The sequence below is a fragment of the Rhodococcus sp. HNM0563 genome, from assembly GCF_012726195.1.
Lineage (GTDB): Bacteria > Actinomycetota > Actinomycetes > Mycobacteriales > Mycobacteriaceae > Rhodococcus.
In genome coordinates, this window is sequence record NZ_JAASAF010000008.1 from 269,413 (window position 1) to 288,387 (window position 18,975).

Annotated in this window: 17 protein-coding genes and 1 tRNA gene; 12 read left to right on the forward strand and 6 right to left on the reverse strand. The window is 65.5% G+C overall.

Translation table 11 applies throughout. From position 1 onward, the window contains the following. Positions 1-11: 11 nt before the first annotated feature. The gene (locus tag HCA61_RS19585; protein ID WP_169689856.1) at positions 12-803 is read right to left on the reverse strand and encodes an SDR family oxidoreductase; all 792 of its coding nucleotides are present in this window, start codon (positions 801-803) and stop codon (positions 12-14) included. After that, a complete protein-coding gene (locus tag HCA61_RS19590; RefSeq protein WP_169689857.1) occupies positions 800-1,966 on the reverse strand; it encodes a hypothetical protein in 1,167 nt (388 codons plus the stop codon). Before HCA61_RS19590 ends, HCA61_RS19585 begins: the two co-directional genes overlap by 4 nt. A gap of 130 nt (positions 1,967-2,096) precedes the next feature. On the opposite strand from HCA61_RS19590, the gene HCA61_RS19595 reads away from it, so the two are divergent. Both HCA61_RS19595 and HCA61_RS19600 read left to right on the forward strand, forming a co-directional pair. After that, complete coding sequence (locus tag HCA61_RS19595) at positions 2,097-3,218, forward strand: 3'(2'),5'-bisphosphate nucleotidase CysQ (RefSeq protein ID WP_169689858.1); 1,122 nt, start codon at positions 2,097-2,099, stop codon at positions 3,216-3,218. A 68-nt stretch (positions 3,219-3,286) separates the two neighbouring features. Further along, positions 3,287-4,276 carry an MBL fold metallo-hydrolase gene (locus HCA61_RS19600; RefSeq protein ID WP_169689859.1) on the forward strand — a complete coding sequence of 330 codons (990 nt, stop codon included), beginning with the start codon at positions 3,287-3,289 and terminating at the stop codon, positions 4,274-4,276. A gap of 53 nt (positions 4,277-4,329) precedes the next feature. Here the strand turns inward: HCA61_RS19600 and HCA61_RS19605 are convergent. The 3 genes from HCA61_RS19605 to HCA61_RS19615 form a co-directional block, all read right to left on the reverse strand. Continuing rightward, positions 4,330-4,405 (reverse strand) — tRNA-Arg (locus HCA61_RS19605). Positions 4,406-4,526: 121 nt separating this feature from the next. Next, positions 4,527-5,192: a DUF305 domain-containing protein gene (locus HCA61_RS19610; protein ID WP_240959886.1), complete on the reverse strand. Its 666-nt coding sequence runs from the start codon at positions 5,190-5,192 to the stop codon at positions 4,527-4,529. A 68-nt stretch (positions 5,193-5,260) separates the two neighbouring features. Beyond that, positions 5,261-6,100, reverse strand: a complete 840-nt coding sequence (locus HCA61_RS19615) for a DUF3105 domain-containing protein (RefSeq protein ID WP_169689861.1) — start codon at positions 6,098-6,100, stop codon at positions 5,261-5,263. A 132-nt stretch (positions 6,101-6,232) separates the two neighbouring features. Here HCA61_RS19615 and argS point away from each other — a divergent pair, with 132 nt between their 5' ends. The 8 genes from argS to prfA all read left to right on the forward strand — a co-directional run bounded on the left by argS (position 6,233) and on the right by prfA (position 16,721). After that, complete coding sequence (gene argS / locus HCA61_RS19620; protein WP_169689862.1) at positions 6,233-7,885, forward strand: arginine--tRNA ligase; 1,653 nt, start codon at positions 6,233-6,235, stop codon at positions 7,883-7,885. Then, the gene (gene lysA / locus HCA61_RS19625) at positions 7,882-9,303 is read left to right on the forward strand and encodes a diaminopimelate decarboxylase (RefSeq protein ID WP_169689863.1); all 1,422 of its coding nucleotides are present in this window, start codon (positions 7,882-7,884) and stop codon (positions 9,301-9,303) included. Before argS ends, lysA begins: the two co-directional genes overlap by 4 nt. Further along, positions 9,300-10,628: a homoserine dehydrogenase gene (locus tag HCA61_RS19630; RefSeq protein WP_169689864.1), complete on the forward strand. Its 1,329-nt coding sequence runs from the start codon at positions 9,300-9,302 to the stop codon at positions 10,626-10,628. Before lysA ends, HCA61_RS19630 begins: the two co-directional genes overlap by 4 nt. Further along, the gene (gene thrC / locus HCA61_RS19635) at positions 10,625-11,716 is read left to right on the forward strand and encodes a threonine synthase (protein WP_169689865.1); all 1,092 of its coding nucleotides are present in this window, start codon (positions 10,625-10,627) and stop codon (positions 11,714-11,716) included. Before HCA61_RS19630 ends, thrC begins: the two co-directional genes overlap by 4 nt. A 35-nt stretch (positions 11,717-11,751) precedes the next feature. Continuing rightward, on the forward strand, positions 11,752-12,681 hold the full coding sequence (gene thrB, locus HCA61_RS19640; protein WP_169689866.1) for a homoserine kinase: 930 nt from the start codon (positions 11,752-11,754) through the stop codon (positions 12,679-12,681). A 440-nt stretch (positions 12,682-13,121) separates the two neighbouring features. Then, the gene (gene rho, locus HCA61_RS19645; RefSeq protein WP_169689867.1) at positions 13,122-15,152 is read left to right on the forward strand and encodes a transcription termination factor Rho; all 2,031 of its coding nucleotides are present in this window, start codon (positions 13,122-13,124) and stop codon (positions 15,150-15,152) included. Between the two features lie 119 nt (positions 15,153-15,271). Then, on the forward strand, positions 15,272-15,505 hold the full coding sequence (gene rpmE / locus HCA61_RS19650; protein WP_169689868.1) for a 50S ribosomal protein L31: 234 nt from the start codon (positions 15,272-15,274) through the stop codon (positions 15,503-15,505). A 136-nt stretch (positions 15,506-15,641) separates the two neighbouring features. Then, on the forward strand, positions 15,642-16,721 hold the full coding sequence (gene prfA, locus HCA61_RS19655; RefSeq protein WP_169689869.1) for a peptide chain release factor 1: 1,080 nt from the start codon (positions 15,642-15,644) through the stop codon (positions 16,719-16,721). Between the two features lie 36 nt (positions 16,722-16,757). Here prfA and HCA61_RS19660 read toward each other — a convergent pair whose 3' ends face one another. Beyond that, entirely contained in the window at positions 16,758-17,216 is a 459-nt protein-coding gene (locus HCA61_RS19660) for a hypothetical protein (RefSeq protein ID WP_169689870.1), read from the reverse strand. Between the two features lie 112 nt (positions 17,217-17,328). On the opposite strand from HCA61_RS19660, the gene prmC reads away from it, so the two are divergent. Further along, positions 17,329-18,249 (forward strand): peptide chain release factor N(5)-glutamine methyltransferase, encoded by a 921-nt coding sequence (gene prmC, locus HCA61_RS19665; protein WP_169689871.1) that lies wholly within the window; start codon positions 17,329-17,331, stop codon positions 18,247-18,249. A gap of 60 nt (positions 18,250-18,309) precedes the next feature. Next, positions 18,310-18,972 carry an L-threonylcarbamoyladenylate synthase gene (locus tag HCA61_RS19670; protein WP_169689872.1) on the forward strand — a complete coding sequence of 221 codons (663 nt, stop codon included), beginning with the start codon at positions 18,310-18,312 and terminating at the stop codon, positions 18,970-18,972. Positions 18,973-18,975 lie beyond the last annotated feature (3 nt).

Here is an 18,975-nt window from a genome sequence, read left to right on the forward strand (position 1 = left end):
ATCAGTCCCCGTCAGTGGTGGTATTCGCCGCAGTTGACGTCGAGGCACTGGCCTGTGATCGCCGATGCCATCGGCGAGGCAAGGAAGATCACAGCATCGGCGATCTCCTCGACGGTGGGCAGGCGCTTCAGATCGCTCGCGGTCGCGGTGTGGTCGTAGATCTGGTCGACCGTCATGCCGTACTTCTCTGCCTGATGCTCGAAGTAGCCGCGCAGAATCGGGCCCCAGATATATCCTGGGGCAACGGAATTGACGCGAATCCCTTTCGGTCCGAGTTCCGTCGCAAGCGACTGTGACGATGCGAGTAGTGCGGACTTCGCCAGCTTGTAACTGCCGTAGCGCTCTTGGGAATGCCGAAGGACCATCGAATTCACATTCACCACAGAACCTTTCGCGGTTCCTAGTAGGTCGGTGAACAGTCCGGTCAGTCGGAGCGCGCCGAGCACGGTGAGTTCGATGCTGTCACGAATATGTTGAAAATCGGTGCGCACCAACGATTTCATCGCGGGAATCGAGAACGCGTTGTTCACCAGGGTGTCGACCTGCCCGAACTCGTGCGCCGCGACCTGTGCGAGGTGGGCGGCCGAGTCGTCATCCGTGATGTCGGTGGGTACGGTCACCGCGCGGCGGCCCAGCGCGGTGACCTCCGCCGCGACCTGTTCGAGTCGTTCCGGGGTGCGAGCGGCCAGAACGACATCGGCGCCGTGCTCGGCGCACCGTACCGCGAGTGTGCGGCCGAGTCCGGGGCCGACACCCGAGATGACGACCACCTGATCGCGCAGGAGGCCCGCCGGGGCGCTCACGCGAGCATCCGATCCGCTATGCCGCTCCGGCGGGCGGCGATGCGCGCCGCCCAGTCGTTCGGCGTGATGCGATTCGACCCATGGAACGGCAGCAGCTCGGGCACTCGGTCGACTGCGACCACTTCGGCAACCGGACCCTCTCCGGGTCCCGGGTGGCGGTCGAGGCGCTGCCAGCGGAACTGCAGGATGCCGCGGTCGTGACCGACGGTCTCGACCCAGTTGGTCACCCCCGGATTGCGGTTCGAAACGACGATCCGGATGATTCCATCGGGATCAACCTGTGCCTGGGAGTTGTTGAGCGACGTCTGGTGACCGGTGTAGTCGAGCGAGACGTACCACAGACTGCCGAGCTGGAAGCCCAGGTAGGGGGCGTCCGATGCGGGCAGCGTGATGATCATCGCCTCGTCGTCCGAGAGCTCGAAATGACCGACCGAGGAGTACTGGGTATCGAGCCCACCGGGCGTGCGACGCGGCTCGGTGAGGGTGTTGACGGGAAGATCCAGATAGAACCACTGAGGAAACTGCAGCCATGTCTTCACACGCGACACCAGGGCGCGGGCGGCGCGCTCGTACCGTCGAGAGACGTCGTCGCGAGTGGGGGCGGGTGCGGGAGTACCCAAGGTGTCGAGCCGGTCGATGCGGAGCGTTCCGCGCTGCTGGGTCCAATCGCTGTAGACCTCCCGGACGACGAGCTGCGACGAACCAGGGGACAGGTGGAAGTAGTTGCGCGTGGGATCTTCGGGGCCGGGCCCGAACCGGATCTCGAAGGTGTCGTCGTCCGCGATGCGGATCGCGCGATCGTCGAACGCTGTCACATTGCCGGGCACGTTCGTATCGGTGTAATTACCGGCCATCACCTGGAAGCTCAGATCGCAGGTGGTGCCGCGACGTCCTGTAACGACGTACTCGGCGTTGTCCCGCACGGGAGCGCCCCAGTACAGAGTGTCGGGATTGTCGAGACCCATCTTGGCGTAGGGACCGGTGCCCGTGATGAATGTCGGATGTGTACTGCTGTGCACGAACGCGGCGTGCACGCACGCGGAGATTCCCCCGGCGAGGTACTCGTAGCCCTCCGTCAAGTCTTGTTCGGTGCGGATGTGCGGTGCGGTGGCCACGAGTTTCTCGGCTTCGGCGATGGCCGCTGTCAGTGGATCGGTGAGCACGCGGTTCTCCTGAACGTCCGATGTCTACCGCTGCGGTGAGCTTCTTCCGCAGCCGACAATAGAACGCGTTCTAGTAACTGGTCAACGGTCGCGGGTCCCGGCGAGCAGGAACCATGGTTTTGTGGAGTGCATGACCGACGACGCAGCCCTGGCCACCGAGATCGCCGCGGGTGCAGGAGAACTGTTGCTGACCATTCGCGCAACTGCACGGTACGAACACTACGGGCGCGAACTCGGACGCCGTGGTGATCACGCTGCGAACGCATACATACTCGAGCGGATCGCGTCTGCGCGACCCGGCGACCTGGTGCTCTCGGAGGAATCGGCCGACAACCCGGCGCGCATCGACGCGGAGCGGGTATGGATCATCGATCCGCTCGACGGCTCGAATGAATACGGCAGGCCCGGCTACATCGATTGGGCAGTCCACGTTGCGTTGTGGCAGGCAGGAAAGGGACTCACCGCCGCGGCCGTCGCGCAGCCCGCGATCGGGGCCGTCTACTCGACGAACGACGAATCGGCCTTCGCCCACGAACCCCTCGGACGGTACCGGCCCTCCATTGTGATCAGCGGCAGCCGTCCTCCCGCGTTCATCGGTGAGGTCGCGAGGAAGGTGGGCGCCGACCTCGTACGTATGGGATCTGCAGGGGCCAAGGCCATGGCGGTCCTACGCGGCGAAGCCGACGCGTACGTGCATGCAGGGGGCCAATGGGAATGGGATTCGGCCGCACCCGTCGCGGTCGCGCAGGCTGCGGGCATGTTCTGCGCCCGAATCGACGGCACCCCCCTCGAATACAACAGGCCCCATCCGTACCTGCCCGATCTGGTGATCTGCCGCCCGGACTGGGCTCCCACGCTCATGGCCGCCGTGTCCGCACACGCGGACGAGCCCACCGACAGTGCTCGGGTGGCGATGGCGCGCTCCTACATTCGCGCGCTTCTGAGCCACGATGCAACGCATGTGCGGCTCGCTGAAGACGCATGGCGCGTCGAGAACGGTCAGCGTACCGGCGACAGCGGGATCGAAATCCGAGATCGTCTGGAGAACGGGGCGGAGTACCGGTCGCTCCGCCGGGTGCGCGAGTTGACGTTCCACGAGTGGCACCACGACGTCGTTGCCCGCTTTCTTCTCGACATCGCTGCAGGCCCGGACCGGACGACGGCGGTTTCGGTCGTCGAGCATTTCCACATCCCCGCAGGCGACATTCGGTCGATCGTCGCGATCATCGAACCCAATCCGCCAATCAGTTGAACCTTTGAGCTAGTTTCGAAAGCGACGAATAGTGAGCAAAGCGATACAGATCAGAATCAGGCGGTGCCATGACAGCTTCACTCGATATCGGCGATGGAATTCACGCGATCCCCGTTCCCGTTGCTGACCTCCCGGTCGGCGACACCCAGGTCTACGCGGTGGAATCCCCGCGCGGCGTGGTCCTGATCGACGCCGGCTGGAACAACGACACATCCTGGAACGCGCTGCAGCAGGGACTCGAGGCCGCAGGACTGTCGGTGACCGACGTGGAAGGTGTCGTGGTCACCCATTTCCATCCCGACCACGTCGGCCTCACGGCGCGTCTCCGGGAGGCCTCCGGCTGCTGGGTGGGAATGCACGAATCGGACTTCGAGCAGCTCGGCCACATGATGTCCGATGCCGATTGGAGCGAACGCGCCGTCGAGCAATGGCGCATCGCGGGAGCCCCTCCTGAGCAGATCGAGGAATACCTCGCCGACTCGGGCAAGGGTGAGGGCAAACCGGAGTCCGCGCCCGATCGCCGACTCACCGATGGGGAGATCATCCCGCTCGCTGGACGCACGCTCCGCACGGTGTTCACGCCCGGGCACACTCCCGGACACGCCTGCTTCTATATCGAGGAACACGAGATCCTGTTCAGCGGCGACCACGTGCTCGCCAAGACCACACCGCACGTCGGTGAATTCGATTTTCCCGTTGCGGAGCGGGATGCGCTCGGCGAATTCATCGAGTCGCTGGGTGCGGTGGGGAAACTTCCTGCGCGGCGTACTCTTCCTGCACATCGCCAACCCATCGACGACCTTGCGGCCCGGACGGCGGCACTGGTCGAACACCACGAGGAGCGCCTGGACGACCTCTACGAATCGCTGGGTGACGAAGGGCTCACGCTGTGGGAGGCCACGTCCCGCATGAAGTGGTACCGGCCGTGGGACGAGACACCGGCGCGCGGTAAGCAGATGGCGATGTCCGAAGGGTCGGCGCACCTGCGTCACCTCATCGAACGTGGACGTGCTCGACTCGTACCCGGCAGTCATCCCGCCCGTTTCGTGCGGGTCTGAGGATCCACCGGAACGAGTTCGCCCCCCGCCTCGTAATGAAGCGGGGGGCGTCGTGGTGCCCTCGGCAGGATTCGAACCTGCGACTTCTTGCTCCGGAGGCAAGCGCTCTATCCCCTGAGCTACGAGGGCAATCCGGGCCCGCTGGGTGACCAGTGGTGCGGGAGTCAGCCTAGCGCATTGTCGGCTCAACACCACATCGGCTGGTCAGGGCCGGTTTACTGACCCAGGCGGGGGTACGCCGGACCATCGATCAGTTCATCGGGAGTGGCTCGGCACCGCGCTCGGCCAGCATCGACGTCATCAGCTCGGACTCGCTGGTCTGTGTGTCGACCATCTTCTGAGCCAGGCCCCGAACGACCGATTCGCTCGCGTACTGCGCGCCGTATTCCATCATCGGCAGCCCACCCTCGTGGTGACGCAGCATCAACTGCAGGAACAGCACATCCTGCTCGATACCGGTCGCCGCGCGCAGGTTCGCGAGATCCTCGGAAGAGGCCATCCCCGGCATCATGGCCATTCCGTCGGAACCTGCCTTCGAGTCGGATCCGTGGCCCTCGCCCGTACTCGCGTGCGAATGACCGCTGTCCTCGCTCATCCAAGTCATGTAGGGGCCTGACGGCAGCGGTGGCTGCCCCCACATCGTGAGCCAGCCCTCCATCTGTCCGACCTGATTCTGCTGGGTCGTGAGGATGTCGTAGGCGAGATTGCGAACGTATTGATCCTGCGAGCTCGTCACCGCAATCGCCGACATCTCGATCGCCTGGTTGTGATGAACCGTCATGTCCTGGCAGAACCCGACATCCACCGAACCTGCCGTCGGATCCGCCGGCCGCGAGTCCTCGAGGGGGATCCGCGCGAGAAACCCGAGCAGGAAACCGACCGCCAGCACAGCGACCGCAGCGAGCACCAGCAGCATCCGACGGTTCCCGGTCCCGTGGGCGGGGCCGGTCGAGTCGCGCGTCAGATCGTCCGGGATGTTCATCGTCAGCTCCCTGCCGGTGCCTGCATGTCGGCGGGAATCTGCTCGGTGCCGTCCGCGGTGCCGCCGTCCATCGGTACCGCGTCGGGGCCGGGTGCGGACGCATCGAACGGAGGCGGATTCGCGGGATCGAACGACGATGGCAGCGTCGAGCAGCTCGCACCGATCTCGGGGTAGGTGTACCGGTTCAGGCGCAGTGCTTCGATGAAGTGATCGATGCGCTCGTCATCGACGCTGTCGACCTTGAGCTGGTGACCCCACGACTGCAACGAGATCGGCGTGTCGAGTCCGGGGTACGGCGACATCGACATGTACGTGCGTCCGTCGACCTTCGCCGCGAGCGTCTCGATTGCTGCGTCGTCGAGGAGATCGGGGTTGTAGGCGATCCAGACTGCACCGTGCTCGAGTGAATGGACCATGTTCTCGGTGCGAACGGCCTGCTCGTACACGGTCCCTGTGCAGGTGGCCCAGATCGCGTCGTGCGGTCCGCCGAACGGCGGGTTCTGGTCGTAGGCCACCCGTTGGGTGGGAGCTACGTGCTGGCCCGCCGGATACTCGATATTGACCACGCCGTCGATGGCCAGCGACGGGTCCTGGTTCTCCTCGGTCGGCACCCAGGCCGACAACTCCTGCTTGTCCTGGTACTGCGGAATGATGCTGACCGCGATCACAGCGACCAGTGCGACGACAGCGACGATGCCACCGATCGTCAGCCACGGAATCTGACGCTGCTTCGGGAGGCCTTTGGCCCCGCCACTGTTCTTCTTGGCGGCCTGGATGGCCTTCGACGATTTTGCGCCGGTGTTCTTCTTGCCGGAACTGCCGTTGCTCGGACCGCTGGGCATCGCTGGGTGCTCTTTCGACGGATGGACAGGCGAACGTGCGCACCATCGGGTACGACACATCGTCAACTCTACGGGCGCCGGCAGCGGGGGACCGTCCGCACCTTTACCCCGCAGCCAATAGGATGAACACCTGTGACTCCTGCCGATCTTGCCGAATTGCTCCACGGAACCGCCGCGAGAGTGCTCGCCGACCGTGACCTCGACGCGTCTGTACTGCCTGCGACCCTCACTGTCGAGCGGCCTCGCAACCCCGAGCACGGCGACTACGCAACCAATGTCGCGATGCAGGTTGCCAAGAAGGTCGGCGTGAATCCCCGTGATCTCGCGACGTGGCTCGCCGAAGCGCTCACCGCCGCCGACGGCATCGACTCCGCCGATGTGGCAGGCCCCGGCTTCCTCAACATCAGGCTCGCGGCCGACGCACAGGGTGCGATAGTCGCCAAGGTGCTCGGGGAGCGCGACGCGTACGGCAGCGCCGACGTCCTCGCGGGCACGAAGATCAACCTCGAATTCGTCTCCGCGAACCCGACCGGCCCCATCCACCTCGGCGGCACCCGCTGGGCGGCGGTCGGTGATGCGCTCGGCCGCATCCTCACCGCGCAGGGCGGAGAGGTCACCCGCGAGTACTACTTCAATGATCACGGCGCGCAGATCGATCGTTTCACCCGGTCACTCATCGCCTCCGCGCTCGGCGAACCCGCCCCCGAGGACGGTTACGCAGGCGCCTATATCGTCGACATCGCGCAGTCGGTCCAGAACCAGCGTCCCGGCGTGCTCGAACTTCCCGAGGACGAGAGGAACGAAGCGTTCCGGTCGGTCGGCGTGGAGTTGATGTTCGAACACATCAAACGCACGCTGCACGAGTTCGGCGTCGACTTCGATGTGTACTTCCACGAGAACTCGCTGTTCGAGTCCGGCGCCGTCGAAAAGTCGGTCGAGACCCTCAAAGCGTCCGGAAACCTGTACTTCGACGACGGTGCGTGGTGGCTCAAGAGCACCGACTACGGCGACGACAAGGACCGCGTCGTCATCAAGTCGGACGGCAATGCGGCCTACATCGCCGGCGATATCGCGTACTTCCAGGACAAGCGCTCCCGCGGCTTCGATCTGTGCATCTACATGCTCGGCGCCGACCACCACGGCTACATCGCACGGCTCAAGGCGGCTGCCGCTGCTTTCGGCGACGATCCCGACACCGTCGAGGTCATGATCGGCCAGATGGTCAATCTCGTGCGCGACGGCCAGGCCGTGAAGATGAGCAAGCGTGCGGGCACAGTGATCACGCTCGACGACCTCGTCGAGGCCATCGGCGTCGACGCTGCCCGATACTCGCTCGTGCGCTCGTCGGTGGATCAGAGCATCGATATCGATCTGGCATTGTGGGCCTCCGCCTCGAGTGAGAATCCCGTCTACTACGTCCAGTACGCGCACGCGCGCCTGTCGTCGATCGCGCGGAACGCTGCCGACCTCGGCCTGAGCGGGGAGGGCGCCGATCTGGCCCTGCTCACCCATGACCGCGAAGGCGACCTGATCCGCACCATCGGTGAATACCCGCGGGTCGTCGCGAAGGCAGCGGAACTGCGGGAGCCGCACCGCGTGGCGCGATATCTCGAAGAACTCGCCGGTACCTACCACCGGTTCTACGACGCATGCCGCATCCTGCCGCAGGGCGACGAAGAGCCCGGCGACCTGCACACCGCTCGTCTGGCTCTGTGTGCCGCCGCACGTCAGGTCCTCGCCAACGGGCTCGGTCTTCTCGGCGTCAGTGCACCGGAGCGGATGTGAACGCGCATCCCGCGGGCCCGCGGCACGCAGAGATCCCGCACGCGCCCGGTCTGCCGCAACGACCCGAGAACGCCACCGAACTGAACGAGCTCCACCGGCACGTGTGGCCGCGTAACACCAGCCGCGGTGACGACGGCGTCACCCACATCGCGGGTGTCTCCGTCACCGAACTCGCCGAGACCTACGGCACACCGCTGTTCGTCGTGGATGAGGACGATTTCCGGTCGCGGTGCCGTGAGATCGCTGAGGCCTTCGGCCCCGAAGCACGTGTCCATTACGCGTCCAAGGCGTTTCTGTGCACCGAGATCGCCCGGTGGGTGCACCAGGAGGGCCTGTGCCTCGATGTCGCATCCGGGGGCGAACTCGCGGTAGCGCTGCGCGCAGGCTTCCCGGCTCAGAAGATCGCGCTGCACGGCAACAACAAGTCTGTGGCCGAACTGCGCACCGCCGTCGAGTTCGGCGTCGGACACATCGTGCTGGACTCGCTCGCCGAGATCGACCGCCTCGATGCCATCGCCGGTGAATTGGATGCCGTTCAGGATGTGCTGATTCGCGTCACCGTCGGTGTCGAAGCACACACCCACGAATTCATCTCCACCGCGCACGAGGATCAGAAGTTCGGTCTCTCCCTGGCGGGCGGCCACGCGATGGACGCTGTACGCCGGGTGTTCGCGGCCGACAACCTGCGCCTGGTCGGGCTGCACAGCCACATCGGCTCCCAGATCTTCGATGTCGACGGATTCGAACTCGCTGCTCACCGTGTCATCGGGCTGCTGCGCGACATCGTTGCCGAATTCGGGGTCGACAAGACCTCGCAGCTGCACATCGTCGATCTCGGCGGTGGTCTCGGAATCTCGTACGTGCCGAGCGACGATCCGCCGCCGGTCACCGACCTCGCGGCGAAACTCAACGACATCGTGCGTACGGAGTCGGCACTGGTCGGATTGCCTACGCCGACCCTTGCCGTCGAGCCGGGACGCGCCATCGCAGGCCCGGGCACCATCACCCTCTACGAGGTGGGCACCATCAAGGACGTGGCCGTCGGTGCCGGCCAGAGCCGGCGCTACATCAGCGTCGACGGTGGGATGAGCGACAACATCCGAACCTCCCTGTATCAGGCGGAGTACGAGTCGCGGCTCGTGTCGCGCAGGAGCGAAGCCGAACCTGTCGTCGCACGGGTGGTCGGTAAGCATTGCGAGAGTGGTGACATCATCATTCGAGACGCGTGGATGCCAGGCGACGTCGGTGCGGGAGATTTGCTGGCTGTCGCGGCGACCGGTGCATACTGCTACTCGATGTCCAGCAGGTACAACATGCTGACCCGCCCCGCTGTCGTGGCAGTCAAGGACGGGGTCTCTCGCGTCCTGCTGCGTAGGGAAACGATCGAAGATCTGCTGAGCTTGGAGGTTACGGAGTGACCAGCACAACGGCGGAGGGTGCATCCGGGCAGCGGCCCCTCGGTGTTGCGGTTCTCGGCCACGGCACCGTTGGTGCCGAGGTCGTCAACATCATCCGGCAGGATGCGCTCGACCTGCAAGAGCGCATCGGTGCGCCCCTGGAACTGCGGGGCGTCGCGGTGCGCGACGCATCGTCCGATCGTGGAATTCCCGCGGAGCTGCTGACGACCGATGCAGAAGCGCTCGTCCGTCGCGACGATGTCGACCTCGTCGTCGAACTCATCGGGGGTATCGAACTACCCCGCACGCTGGTGCGCGCCGCGCTCGACGCAGGCAAGTCGGTGGTCACTGCGAACAAAGCGCTCCTCGCTGCCTACACCGGTGAACTGGCCGAGGCGGCCGAGTCGCACAATGCCGACCTGTACTTCGAAGCCGCCGTCGCCGGCGCCATCCCGGTGATCCGCCCACTGACCCAGTCGCTCGCGGGCGACCGCGTCGACCGGGTGATGGGCATCGTCAACGGCACGACGAACTACATCCTGTCCGCCATGGACGAAAGCGGCGCCGAATACGAGACGACATTGGCCGAAGCAGGCCGCCTCGGCTACGCCGAAGCCGATCCGACTGCAGACGTCGAAGGATTCGACGCCGCGGCCAAGGCTGCGATTCTCGCGTCCATCGCCTTCCACACCCGCGTGACTGCTTCGGATGTCTACCGCGAAGGCATGAGCTCGATCACCGCCGCCGACCTCACCTCGGCCCGTGCGCTCAACTGCACCATCAAGCTGTTGGCGATCTGCGAACGCATCGCAGGGCCGGACGGCCGCGACCGTGTCTCGGCCCGCGTGTATCCGGCTCTCGTGCCGCGTGAACATCCCCTGGCAACCGTTGCCGGTGCGTTCAACGCCGTTGTGGTCGAGGCGCAGGCCGCCGGTCGCCTCATGTTCTACGGCCAGGGAGCCGGGGGAGCGCCCACCGCATCCGCGGTCATGGGGGATCTCGTGATGGCGGCGCGTAACCGTGTCCAGGGTGGCCGGGGTCCGCGCGAATCGAAGTACGCCAAGCTCGAGATCGCCCCGATGAGCGATATCGTCACCCGGTACTACGTCAACCTGCAGGTCGCCGACCGTGCCGGCGTGCTCTCTGCTGTCGCCGCCGAATTCGCCACGCGGGGTGTCAGTATCTCCGCTGTGCGCCAGGAGGGTGCCGGCGACGGCGCTCGTCTGGTGGTGCTCACGCACCGAGCCACCGACCGGGCGCTTGCGGACACCGTCGCCGCGCTCGAGAATCTCGAATCCGTTACTGCTGTCACCAGCGTCCTGAGACTGGAGGGATCCGCCGAATGAGTGCGGTCGACAAGAACACCACCCCCGTGCACACCCCGTGGCCGGGTCTGATCGAGGCGTACCGCGGCCGCCTCCCGATCGGTGACGACTGGAAGACGGTGACGCTGCGCGAGGGCGGTACCCCGCTGCTCCAGGCGGAACGGCTCTCCGAGCTCACCGGGTGTGAGGTGCACATCAAGGTCGAGGGTCTCAACCCCACGGGCTCGTTCAAGGACCGCGGCATGACCATGGCCGTCACCGAGGCGCTCGCATCCGGCAAGCAGGCCGTGCTGTGCGCCTCCACCGGCAACACCTCGGCCTCTGCCGCCGCGTACGCGTCGAAGGCCGGGATCGGATGCGCCGTCCTCGTCCCGCAGGGCAAGATCGCCATGGGCAAGCTCGCACAGGCCGTCATGCACGGTGCGAAGATCGTTCAGGTCGAGGGCAATTTCGACGACTGCCTGGAACTGGCCCGTAAGACCACCTCCGAGTTCGACACCATCGGTCTCGTCAACTCGGTCAACCCTGTGCGCATCGAGGGCCAGAAGACCGCTGCATTCGAGATCGTCGACGCGCTCGGCGACGCACCGGACGTGCACGTGCTGCCCGTCGGCAACGCAGGCAACATCACCGCGTACTGGAAGGGGTACTCCGAGTACTTCTCGGATGGGATGAGCACTCGTCGACCGCGCATGCTCGGCGTTCAGGCTGCCGGTGCTGCCCCGCTGGTCCTCGGTCATCCGGTCAACAATCCCGAGACGATCGCCACCGCAATCCGGATCGGTGCGCCTGCCTCGTGGAACAGTGCTGTTGCAGCCAAGGACGAGTCGGGTGGGGCGTTCCGTGCGGCTACCGACGAGGAGATCCTCGAGGCCTACCGGCTCCTCGCCAAGACCGAGTCGATCTTCGTCGAGCCCGCCTCGGCAGCGTCGATCGCCGGTCTGCTCGCGGCACGGAAGGAAGGCTGGCTCGAGCCCGGCCTGAAGATCGTGTGCACCGTCACCGGCAACGGCCTCAAGGACCCCGACACCGCGCTGCGCGATGTGCCCGTCGTCGAACCCATCCCGGTCGATCCCGTGGCCGTGGCATCGGCGCTCGAGCTGGCCTAGTGACCGCCTCGCCCTCCTCCGTTGGGAAACAGGACATGACGCAGACGTTGCCCGTAGGGGTCTCGGTGACAGCCCGGGTGCCGGCCTCGAGCGCCAACCTGGGACCTGGATTCGACACGCTCGGATTGGCGCTCGGGCTGTACGACGAGATCACCGTCACCACAACCGGTTCCGGCCTCGACGTGCGTGTCGAAGGGGAAGGGGCGCAGGAGGTGCCGTGGGGGCCGTCGCACCTGGTGGTGCGCGCGGTCGAACGTGGGCTCGAAGCCGCGGGCGTGTGGGCGGACGGACTGGATGTCTTGTGTCGCAACGTGATTCCGCATTCGCGAGGATTGGGTTCGTCGGCATCTGCGGCTGTGGGCGGGCTTGCTGCCGCGAACGGTCTGGTGCGGAAGATCGCGCCGGAGCGAGCTCTCGACTCAGCGCAGCTCGTGCAGTTGGCGTCGGAATTCGAGGGACATCCCGACAATGCGTCGGCGAGCGTTCTCGGCGGTGCTGTCGTCTCGTGGAGTGAGGCCGAGGTCGACTCGGAGCGCCGCGCCTACAAAGCGGTGTCGTTGAAGGTGCACCCGTCCATCAACGCCGTCGCCCTCGTTCCGTCCGTCCGGTCGTCGACCGCCCACACTCGTGGATTGCTGCCCGACCTGGTCCCGCATCGTGATGCCGCGTTCAATGTCAGTCGCGCTGCGCTCGCGGTCGTCGCGCTCACCGAGCGACCCGATCTGCTGATGCAGGCAACCGAGGATCTGCTCCATCAGGCGCAGCGTGCTCCGGCGCTGCCGTTGACCACCAAGTGGATCTCGCTTCTTCGCGGTGCGGGGATCGCGGCGACCGTGTCCGGGGCGGGGCCGACGGTACTTGCCCTGACAACCGAACCGATCCCGGCTGAACTCCGCGCGGCTGCAGAGGCGGATGACCTCACCGTGCTCGACCTTCCCATCGCCGATGGGGTGCAGACCGACTGACTGCCACCGCTGTGATCACGTCGCGTGATCGTGACGAGACGGCCGGCCCGGAGATCCGGGCCGGCCGTTGTCGTCGACGGACCCGGCCGGGGAGCGAGAGTGGTGCATCACACAAGAACCTCGCGTCACATAGATTCTTGCCCTGCGTGCAGAACGTCGCTATCCTGAGGATGTCCGCACGTCGTGCGCTCGTGTCGCCGGGTTCTCCAGGGCATTCACTCCAGCTCCATCGGGGCGTCCGATCCTGGTTCGATCCTCACCTGCTCTCGATCTTGGGAACGGGACACGGCCGTACCCAACCGACATCGGTGTGGTGGCGGACGTGCCGACCGTTCGACTTCCGTGAACTCGTACGGCAAATCCCAGCTCAGTTCATGTAGCTGATCTGCGGAACGAACCCTCGACTCTGAATGAGTGGGCGAGGGAAGGAAAGGATCTCCGTGACAGATACGGACCTGATCGCTACACCAGCTTCCGACACCGCCGAGGCTTCCGCAGGAACCCGATCCGGCGATTCTGCACAGTCCGCGCGCGGAGCCCGCCGTGGCACCGGGCTTGCGGGCATGGTGCTCGTCGAGTTGAGGGCTCTCGCTACCGAACTCGGTATCAAGGGCACATCGGGAATGCGCAAGGGCGACCTCATCGCTGCGATCAAGGAAAAGCAAGGAAGCGGCACGAAGAGTGCGCCTGCTGCCAAGGCGCAGGCCGAGCCGGCCCAGGCTCCTGCCGAAGCCGCAGAGGAAGCACCGAGTCGCCCCGCGCGTACTCGTCGCGCCCGCGCCGCCGAGGCGCCCCAGGCCGAGCCCGCCCAGGCGGGTGCCCCTGCCGAGAAGCGTGCAGCCGCCGAGAAATCTGCCGTCGATGTGCCGACATCCGACTCGGACGACGAGGCGCCGCGCCGCGGCCGTCAGCGTCGCGGTCGTCGCGGTGCGGACCAGCAGGATCAGAATCAGAGCGGTGAGTCGCAGGTCTCCGGCGAGTCGCAGACCTCCGACCCCGAGCGTGGTGGCGAGTCCCGTGATCGGTCGGCAGACCGAGGGAAGGCTCAGGACCGCGGCGAATCCGATGGCGGACGCCAGCGAGGTGATCGCAACCAGGGTGATCGCAACCAGGGTGATCGCAACCAGGGTGATCGCAACCGTGACGATCGCAACCAGGGCGATCGCAACCAGGGCCCGCGTCAGGACAACCGCGACAACCGCGGGGACGACGACGAAGAGGGCGGCCGCGGCCGCCGGGGTCGTCGCTTCCGCGAGCGTCGTCGCGGACGCGACCGCGGAGAATCCGGGGGCGGAGATTCGCGCGAACCCGAGATCCGGGAAGACGACGTCCTCCAGCCGGTCGCGGGCATCCTCGATGTGCTCGACAACTACGCCTTCGTACGGACCTCCGGCTACCTCGCGGGCCCGAGCGACGTGTACGTGTCGATGAATATGGTGCGCAAGAACGGTCTGCGCCGTGGCGACGCCATCACCGGCGCGGTGCGGGTGCCGCGTGAGGGTGAACAGGCCAATCAGCGTCAGAAGTTCAATCCGCTGGTGCGGCTCGACACCGTCAACGGTGGTGAGGTCGACGCAGCCAAACGTCGCCCCGAGTTCAACAAGCTGACCCCGCTGTACCCGAACCAGCGCCTGCGTCTCGAGACGCAGCAGAACATCCTCACCACGCGTGTGATCGACCTGGTCATGCCGATCGGTAAGGGGCAGCGCGCGCTGATCGTCTCGCCGCCGAAGGCCGGTAAGACCACCGTGTTGCAGGACATCGCCAATGCGATCGCCGTCAACAACCCGGAGTGCTACCTGATGGTGGTTCTGGTCGACGAGCGTCCCGAAGAGGTCACCGACATGCAGCGCTCGGTGAAGGGCGAGGTCATCGCCTCGACCTTCGACCGGCCGCCGTCAGATCACACCTCGGTTGCCGAACTCGCGATCGAGCGTGCCAAGCGTCTCGTCGAAATGGGTCGCGACGTGGTGGTCCTGCTCGACTCCATCACTCGCCTCGGCCGCGCATACAACAACTCGTCGCCCGCCTCGGGACGCATTCTCTCCGGTGGTGTCGACTCGACTGCGCTGTATCCGCCGAAGCGTTTCCTCGGTGCTGCGCGCAACATCGAGAACGGTGGGTCGCTCACGATCATCGCGACCGCGATGGTCGAGACCGGCTCGACCGGCGACACCGTGATCTTCGAGGAGTTCAAGGGCACCGGCAATGCCGAGCTCAAGCTCGATCGCAAGATCGCCGAACGTCGCGTGTTCCCCGCTGTGGACGTCAATCCCTCGGGTACACGTAAGGACGAGCTCCTCATGAGTCCCGACGAGTTCGCGGTCGTGCACAAGCTGCGTCGCGTGCTGTCGGGTCTGGACTCACACCAGGCGATCGATCTGCTGATCGACCGGCTCAAGAAATCCAAGACGAATATCGAGTTCCTCATGCAGGTCGCGAAGACCGCGCCGGGGGCGCTGGAAGACTGACGTCGGGGCCCGGGAATTTTTTCCGGGCCCATACGTTTGGCATAATCGAGCAGTTGAGTCCGGTTCCGGTTCACGGCTTCGAATGGCGAAGGCGACCCGGCGACCACGAAAGGGACACCATGAAGGCAGGAATCCACCCCAACTACGTCGCGACGACCGTCGTGTGCGGTTGCGGAAACACGTTCGAGACCCGCAGCACGTCCGAGTCCGGCCGTGTCAACGTCGAGGTGTGCTCCAACTGCCACCCGTTCTACACGGGCAAGCAGAAGATCCTCGACACCGGCGGACGCGTCGCACGCTTCGAGGCTCGCTACGGCAAGCGCACTGCGAAGAAGGCTGCGGCCGACAGCTAGCTGCAATGCCGACGCCCGGTTCTGTCCTCGTACAGACCGGGCGTCGGCATTTTTGTTCCCGTCCGAGGAACGGATCCTGCAGAGACCCCGATTCCTGCAGAACACAGCACTTTCACGACAAGAGCGGAGCGAACCCATGGCGGGGCAGACCAAGCCATCGGCCATCGACGACATCCTGGCCGAACACGCCGGCCTGGAACAGCAACTGTCCGACCCGTCATTGCACAACGATCCGTCGGCCGCTCGCAAAGTGGGCAAACGGTTCGCAGAGCTCGCGCCGATCATGTCGACCTACACGAAGCTCGCAGCTGCGCGTGACGACCTCGAGGCCGCCCGCGAACTCGCAGCCGACGATTCGTCGTTCGCCGCCGAAGTTCCCGACCTCGAAGAACGCGTCGCCGAGCTCGACAAGACGCTTACCGACCTGCTCGCTCCCCGTGATCCCCACGACGCCGACGACGTGGTGCTCGAGGTCAAGTCCGGTGAGGGCGGCGAAGAATCCGCATTGTTCGCAGGAGATCTCGCCCGCATGTACACGCGTTTCGCCGAGCACGCCGGGTGGCGCGTCGAAGTCCTCGGGGCCACGTACTCCGATCTCGGGGGTTTCAAGGACGTGACCTTGTCGATCAAATCCAAGACCGACGTGCGTGACGGGGTGTGGTCCAGGCTCAAGTTCGAAGGGGGCGTCCACCGCGTCCAGCGTGTTCCGGTGACGGAATCGCAGGGGCGTGTGCACACCTCCGCGGCGGGTGTGTTCATCTACCCGGAGCCCGACGAGGTCGAAGAAGTCCAGATCGACGAGACCGACCTGCGGATCGACGTCTACCGCTCGTCCGGCAAGGGCGGGCAGGGAGTCAACACGACGGACTCCGCGGTCCGCATCACCCACCTGCCGACCGGCATCGTCGTCACCTGCCAGAACGAACGTTCGCAGTTGCAGAACAAGGCCCGCGCCATGCAGGTGCTTGCGGCACGGCTGCAGGCAGCGGCGGAGGAAGCTGCGGACGCCGAGGCGTCGGCCGGTCGGGCCAGCCAGGTACGCACCGTCGACCGTTCCGAGCGGATTCGCACCTACAATTTCCCGGAGAATCGGATCACGGACCACCGGATCGGATTCAAGGCCCACAACCTCGACGCCGTACTCGACGGTGAGATGGACGCGCTGCTCGACGCGCTGGGTACTGCAGACAGAGAGGCCCGGCTCGCGGCGGAATGATCGTCGGAACCGGACCTCTCGTCGAGTGGACGGCTCTTATCCTTCTTCCTCGTCCGACTCGCCCGGCACCTGAGCGATGTCGACGCCGGGGAGCAGGAAGCACCGCTCACCTGCTTCGTTCTCGTGCATACCCCAGATCGCAGCCAGAACCGTTCCCGCCTCGGGTTCGGTCAGCGCGGCTGGAGCTCCCCACAGGCCCTCGGTCGATTCCAGAGTCGTATTTCCGGTTGCACCGGTGTTGATGTTGATCCAGGACACCGTCCCGCCGCCGACACTCTTCTGGTTGACGACATAGAGGACTTCGTCACCTTCGACGGCGTCGTTCTCGGTGTGTGTCAACGACTGGGTCTCCGCGATTCCGGCGGGGCACAGCACCGGAATCGGCTGGAAGTCGATGGGAGCAGCCGCTGCGGTGCCGGTCCCTGCGAATGCTGCCGCACCGCCCACCGCGACCACTGCCGCGGCGCGGACAGCGCGTGATGTGTTCTTGTTCATGACACTCCTTTCGGTTTCCCCAACTTCCGGGACGTTATCGACGATGTGGTGTCGGATGTGGCGAAGTAGACCTATCCGTGTTCTGTTCGTGATCGCATGGGACCCTGTACTCGTGAGTCGTCAACCCCTGCGCCTGGCCATCATCGAAGCCGTATCGGTGCTCGAAGAAGCGGGCGTCCCGAGTCCCCGTGTGGACGCCGAGTTGCTTGCTGCTCACCTCCTCGGAATCGAACGCACCCGCCTCGGTCTGGTGCCTCTCGTCGATCCCGCAATGGTCGACGCGTACCGGGCAATGATCGCGCAACGGGCAAAGCGGATTCCCCTCCAATACATCACCGGAACGTCGCCGATGGGAGCAATCGATCTCGCCGTCGGTCCCGGTGTGTTCGTCCCTCGGCCGGAGACCGAATTGCTACTGGGTTGGGCGCTGGCCTTTCTCGAACAGTACGACCGGCGTAACCCTGTGGTGCTCGATCTGTGCACGGGATCAGGCGCCCTCGCCCTGTCGATCGCGAACGCTCGCCCCGATGCGGTGGTGCACGCCGTCGAACTCGAACCGAAAGCTCTTTCGTGGGCCCGCCGCAATGCCGAGACCAGGGCACGGGAAGGCGACACACCGATCGTCCTGCATCAGGGTGACGTGACCGACCGCGGGCTGCTTGCGTCGCTCGAAGGTGCTGTCGACGTTGTCGTGTCCAACCCGCCGTATATTCCGGAAGGCGCGGAACTCGATCCGGAGGTGATCGATCACGACCCGCACTCCGCTCTCTTCGGCGGGCCGGACGGACTTTCCGTGATCAAGCCGATGATCTCCAATGTCGCTCGCTGGCTGCGGATCGGGGGAGCAGTGGCGGTCGAACACGACGACACCAACGGCGGGCAGGTCGCGGCGCTGTTCTCTCAGCGCCGCGTGTTCGGTGACGTGGTCGAGCATCCGGACCTGGCGGGTAAGCCGCGCTTCGTCGTTGCGCGGAGGGTCCCGACGGAACGGGAGGCGAGTCGTGCGCAGTCGGTGCCGGAGGTCGCGTCCTGAACACTCTCGGCGAGCAGGGTCGATCTTCGGGTGTACCGACGCGAGTGAAAGGATGACAGCGTGAGCACTGTGTACGACTGCAATCAGCCGGATTCGCGTTCGGTGGGCATCAACGCCGCCCGAGGGTCGCTCAAAGCGGGTCGTCTCGTGGTCGTCCCGACCGACACGCTGTACGGTCTCGCGGCAGACGCTTTCGACGGTTCCGCAGTGGCAGCACTTCTGCGCGCGAAGGGGCGAGGCCGCGATATGCCGGTCCCGGTTCTGGTGGGATCGTGGACGACGATCGATGGGTTGGTCACCTCTGTGCGTCCGGAAGCTCGCGAGCTCATACGGTCGTTCTGGCCAGGTGGTTTGAGCCTCGTGGTGCACGCTGCTCCGTCACTCGCCTGGGATCTCGGTGACACCCGCGGAACCGTCATGCTTCGAATGCCGCTGCATCCCGTGATTCTCGAACTCCTTCGTGAGGTGGGTCCCCTCGCGGTTTCGAGTGCGAACGTCTCCGGTCAACCGCCTGCGACGACGGTCGTCGAGGCGCGCGCGCAGCTCGGGGAGTCCGCATCCGTGTATCTGGACGGGGGACCGACCGAGCACGGCGTCGCCTCGACCATCGTCGACCTGACCGGTAACCGGCCGCGCATCATCCGTGAAGGTGCCGTATCCGCCGAAGCCATCGCGGAGGTGCTGGGCGACGACCCCGAGCGTCTGCGCTCCGGCGGGGAGTGACGG

Excerpts from the sequence above, each read along its gene's own strand:
- HCA61_RS19595 (WP_169689858.1), top strand. The coding sequence starts at position 2,097 with ATGACCGACGACGCAGCCCTGGCCACCGAGATCGCCGCGGGTGCAGGA.
- HCA61_RS19600 (WP_169689859.1), top strand. The coding sequence starts at position 3,287 with ATGACAGCTTCACTCGATATCGGCGATGGAATTCACGCGATCCCCGTT.
- HCA61_RS19610 (WP_240959886.1), bottom strand. The coding sequence starts at position 5,192 with ATGCTGCTGGTGCTCGCTGCGGTCGCTGTGCTGGCGGTCGGTTTCCTG.
- HCA61_RS19615 (WP_169689861.1), bottom strand. The coding sequence starts at position 6,100 with ATGCCCAGCGGTCCGAGCAACGGCAGTTCCGGCAAGAAGAACACCGGC.
- thrC (WP_169689865.1), top strand. The coding sequence starts at position 10,625 with ATGAGTGCGGTCGACAAGAACACCACCCCCGTGCACACCCCGTGGCCG.
- thrB (WP_169689866.1), top strand. The coding sequence starts at position 11,752 with ATGACGCAGACGTTGCCCGTAGGGGTCTCGGTGACAGCCCGGGTGCCG.
- rpmE (WP_169689868.1), top strand. The coding sequence starts at position 15,272 with ATGAAGGCAGGAATCCACCCCAACTACGTCGCGACGACCGTCGTGTGC.
- prfA (WP_169689869.1), top strand. The coding sequence starts at position 15,642 with ATGGCGGGGCAGACCAAGCCATCGGCCATCGACGACATCCTGGCCGAA.
- HCA61_RS19660 (WP_169689870.1), bottom strand. The coding sequence starts at position 17,216 with ATGAACAAGAACACATCACGCGCTGTCCGCGCCGCGGCAGTGGTCGCG.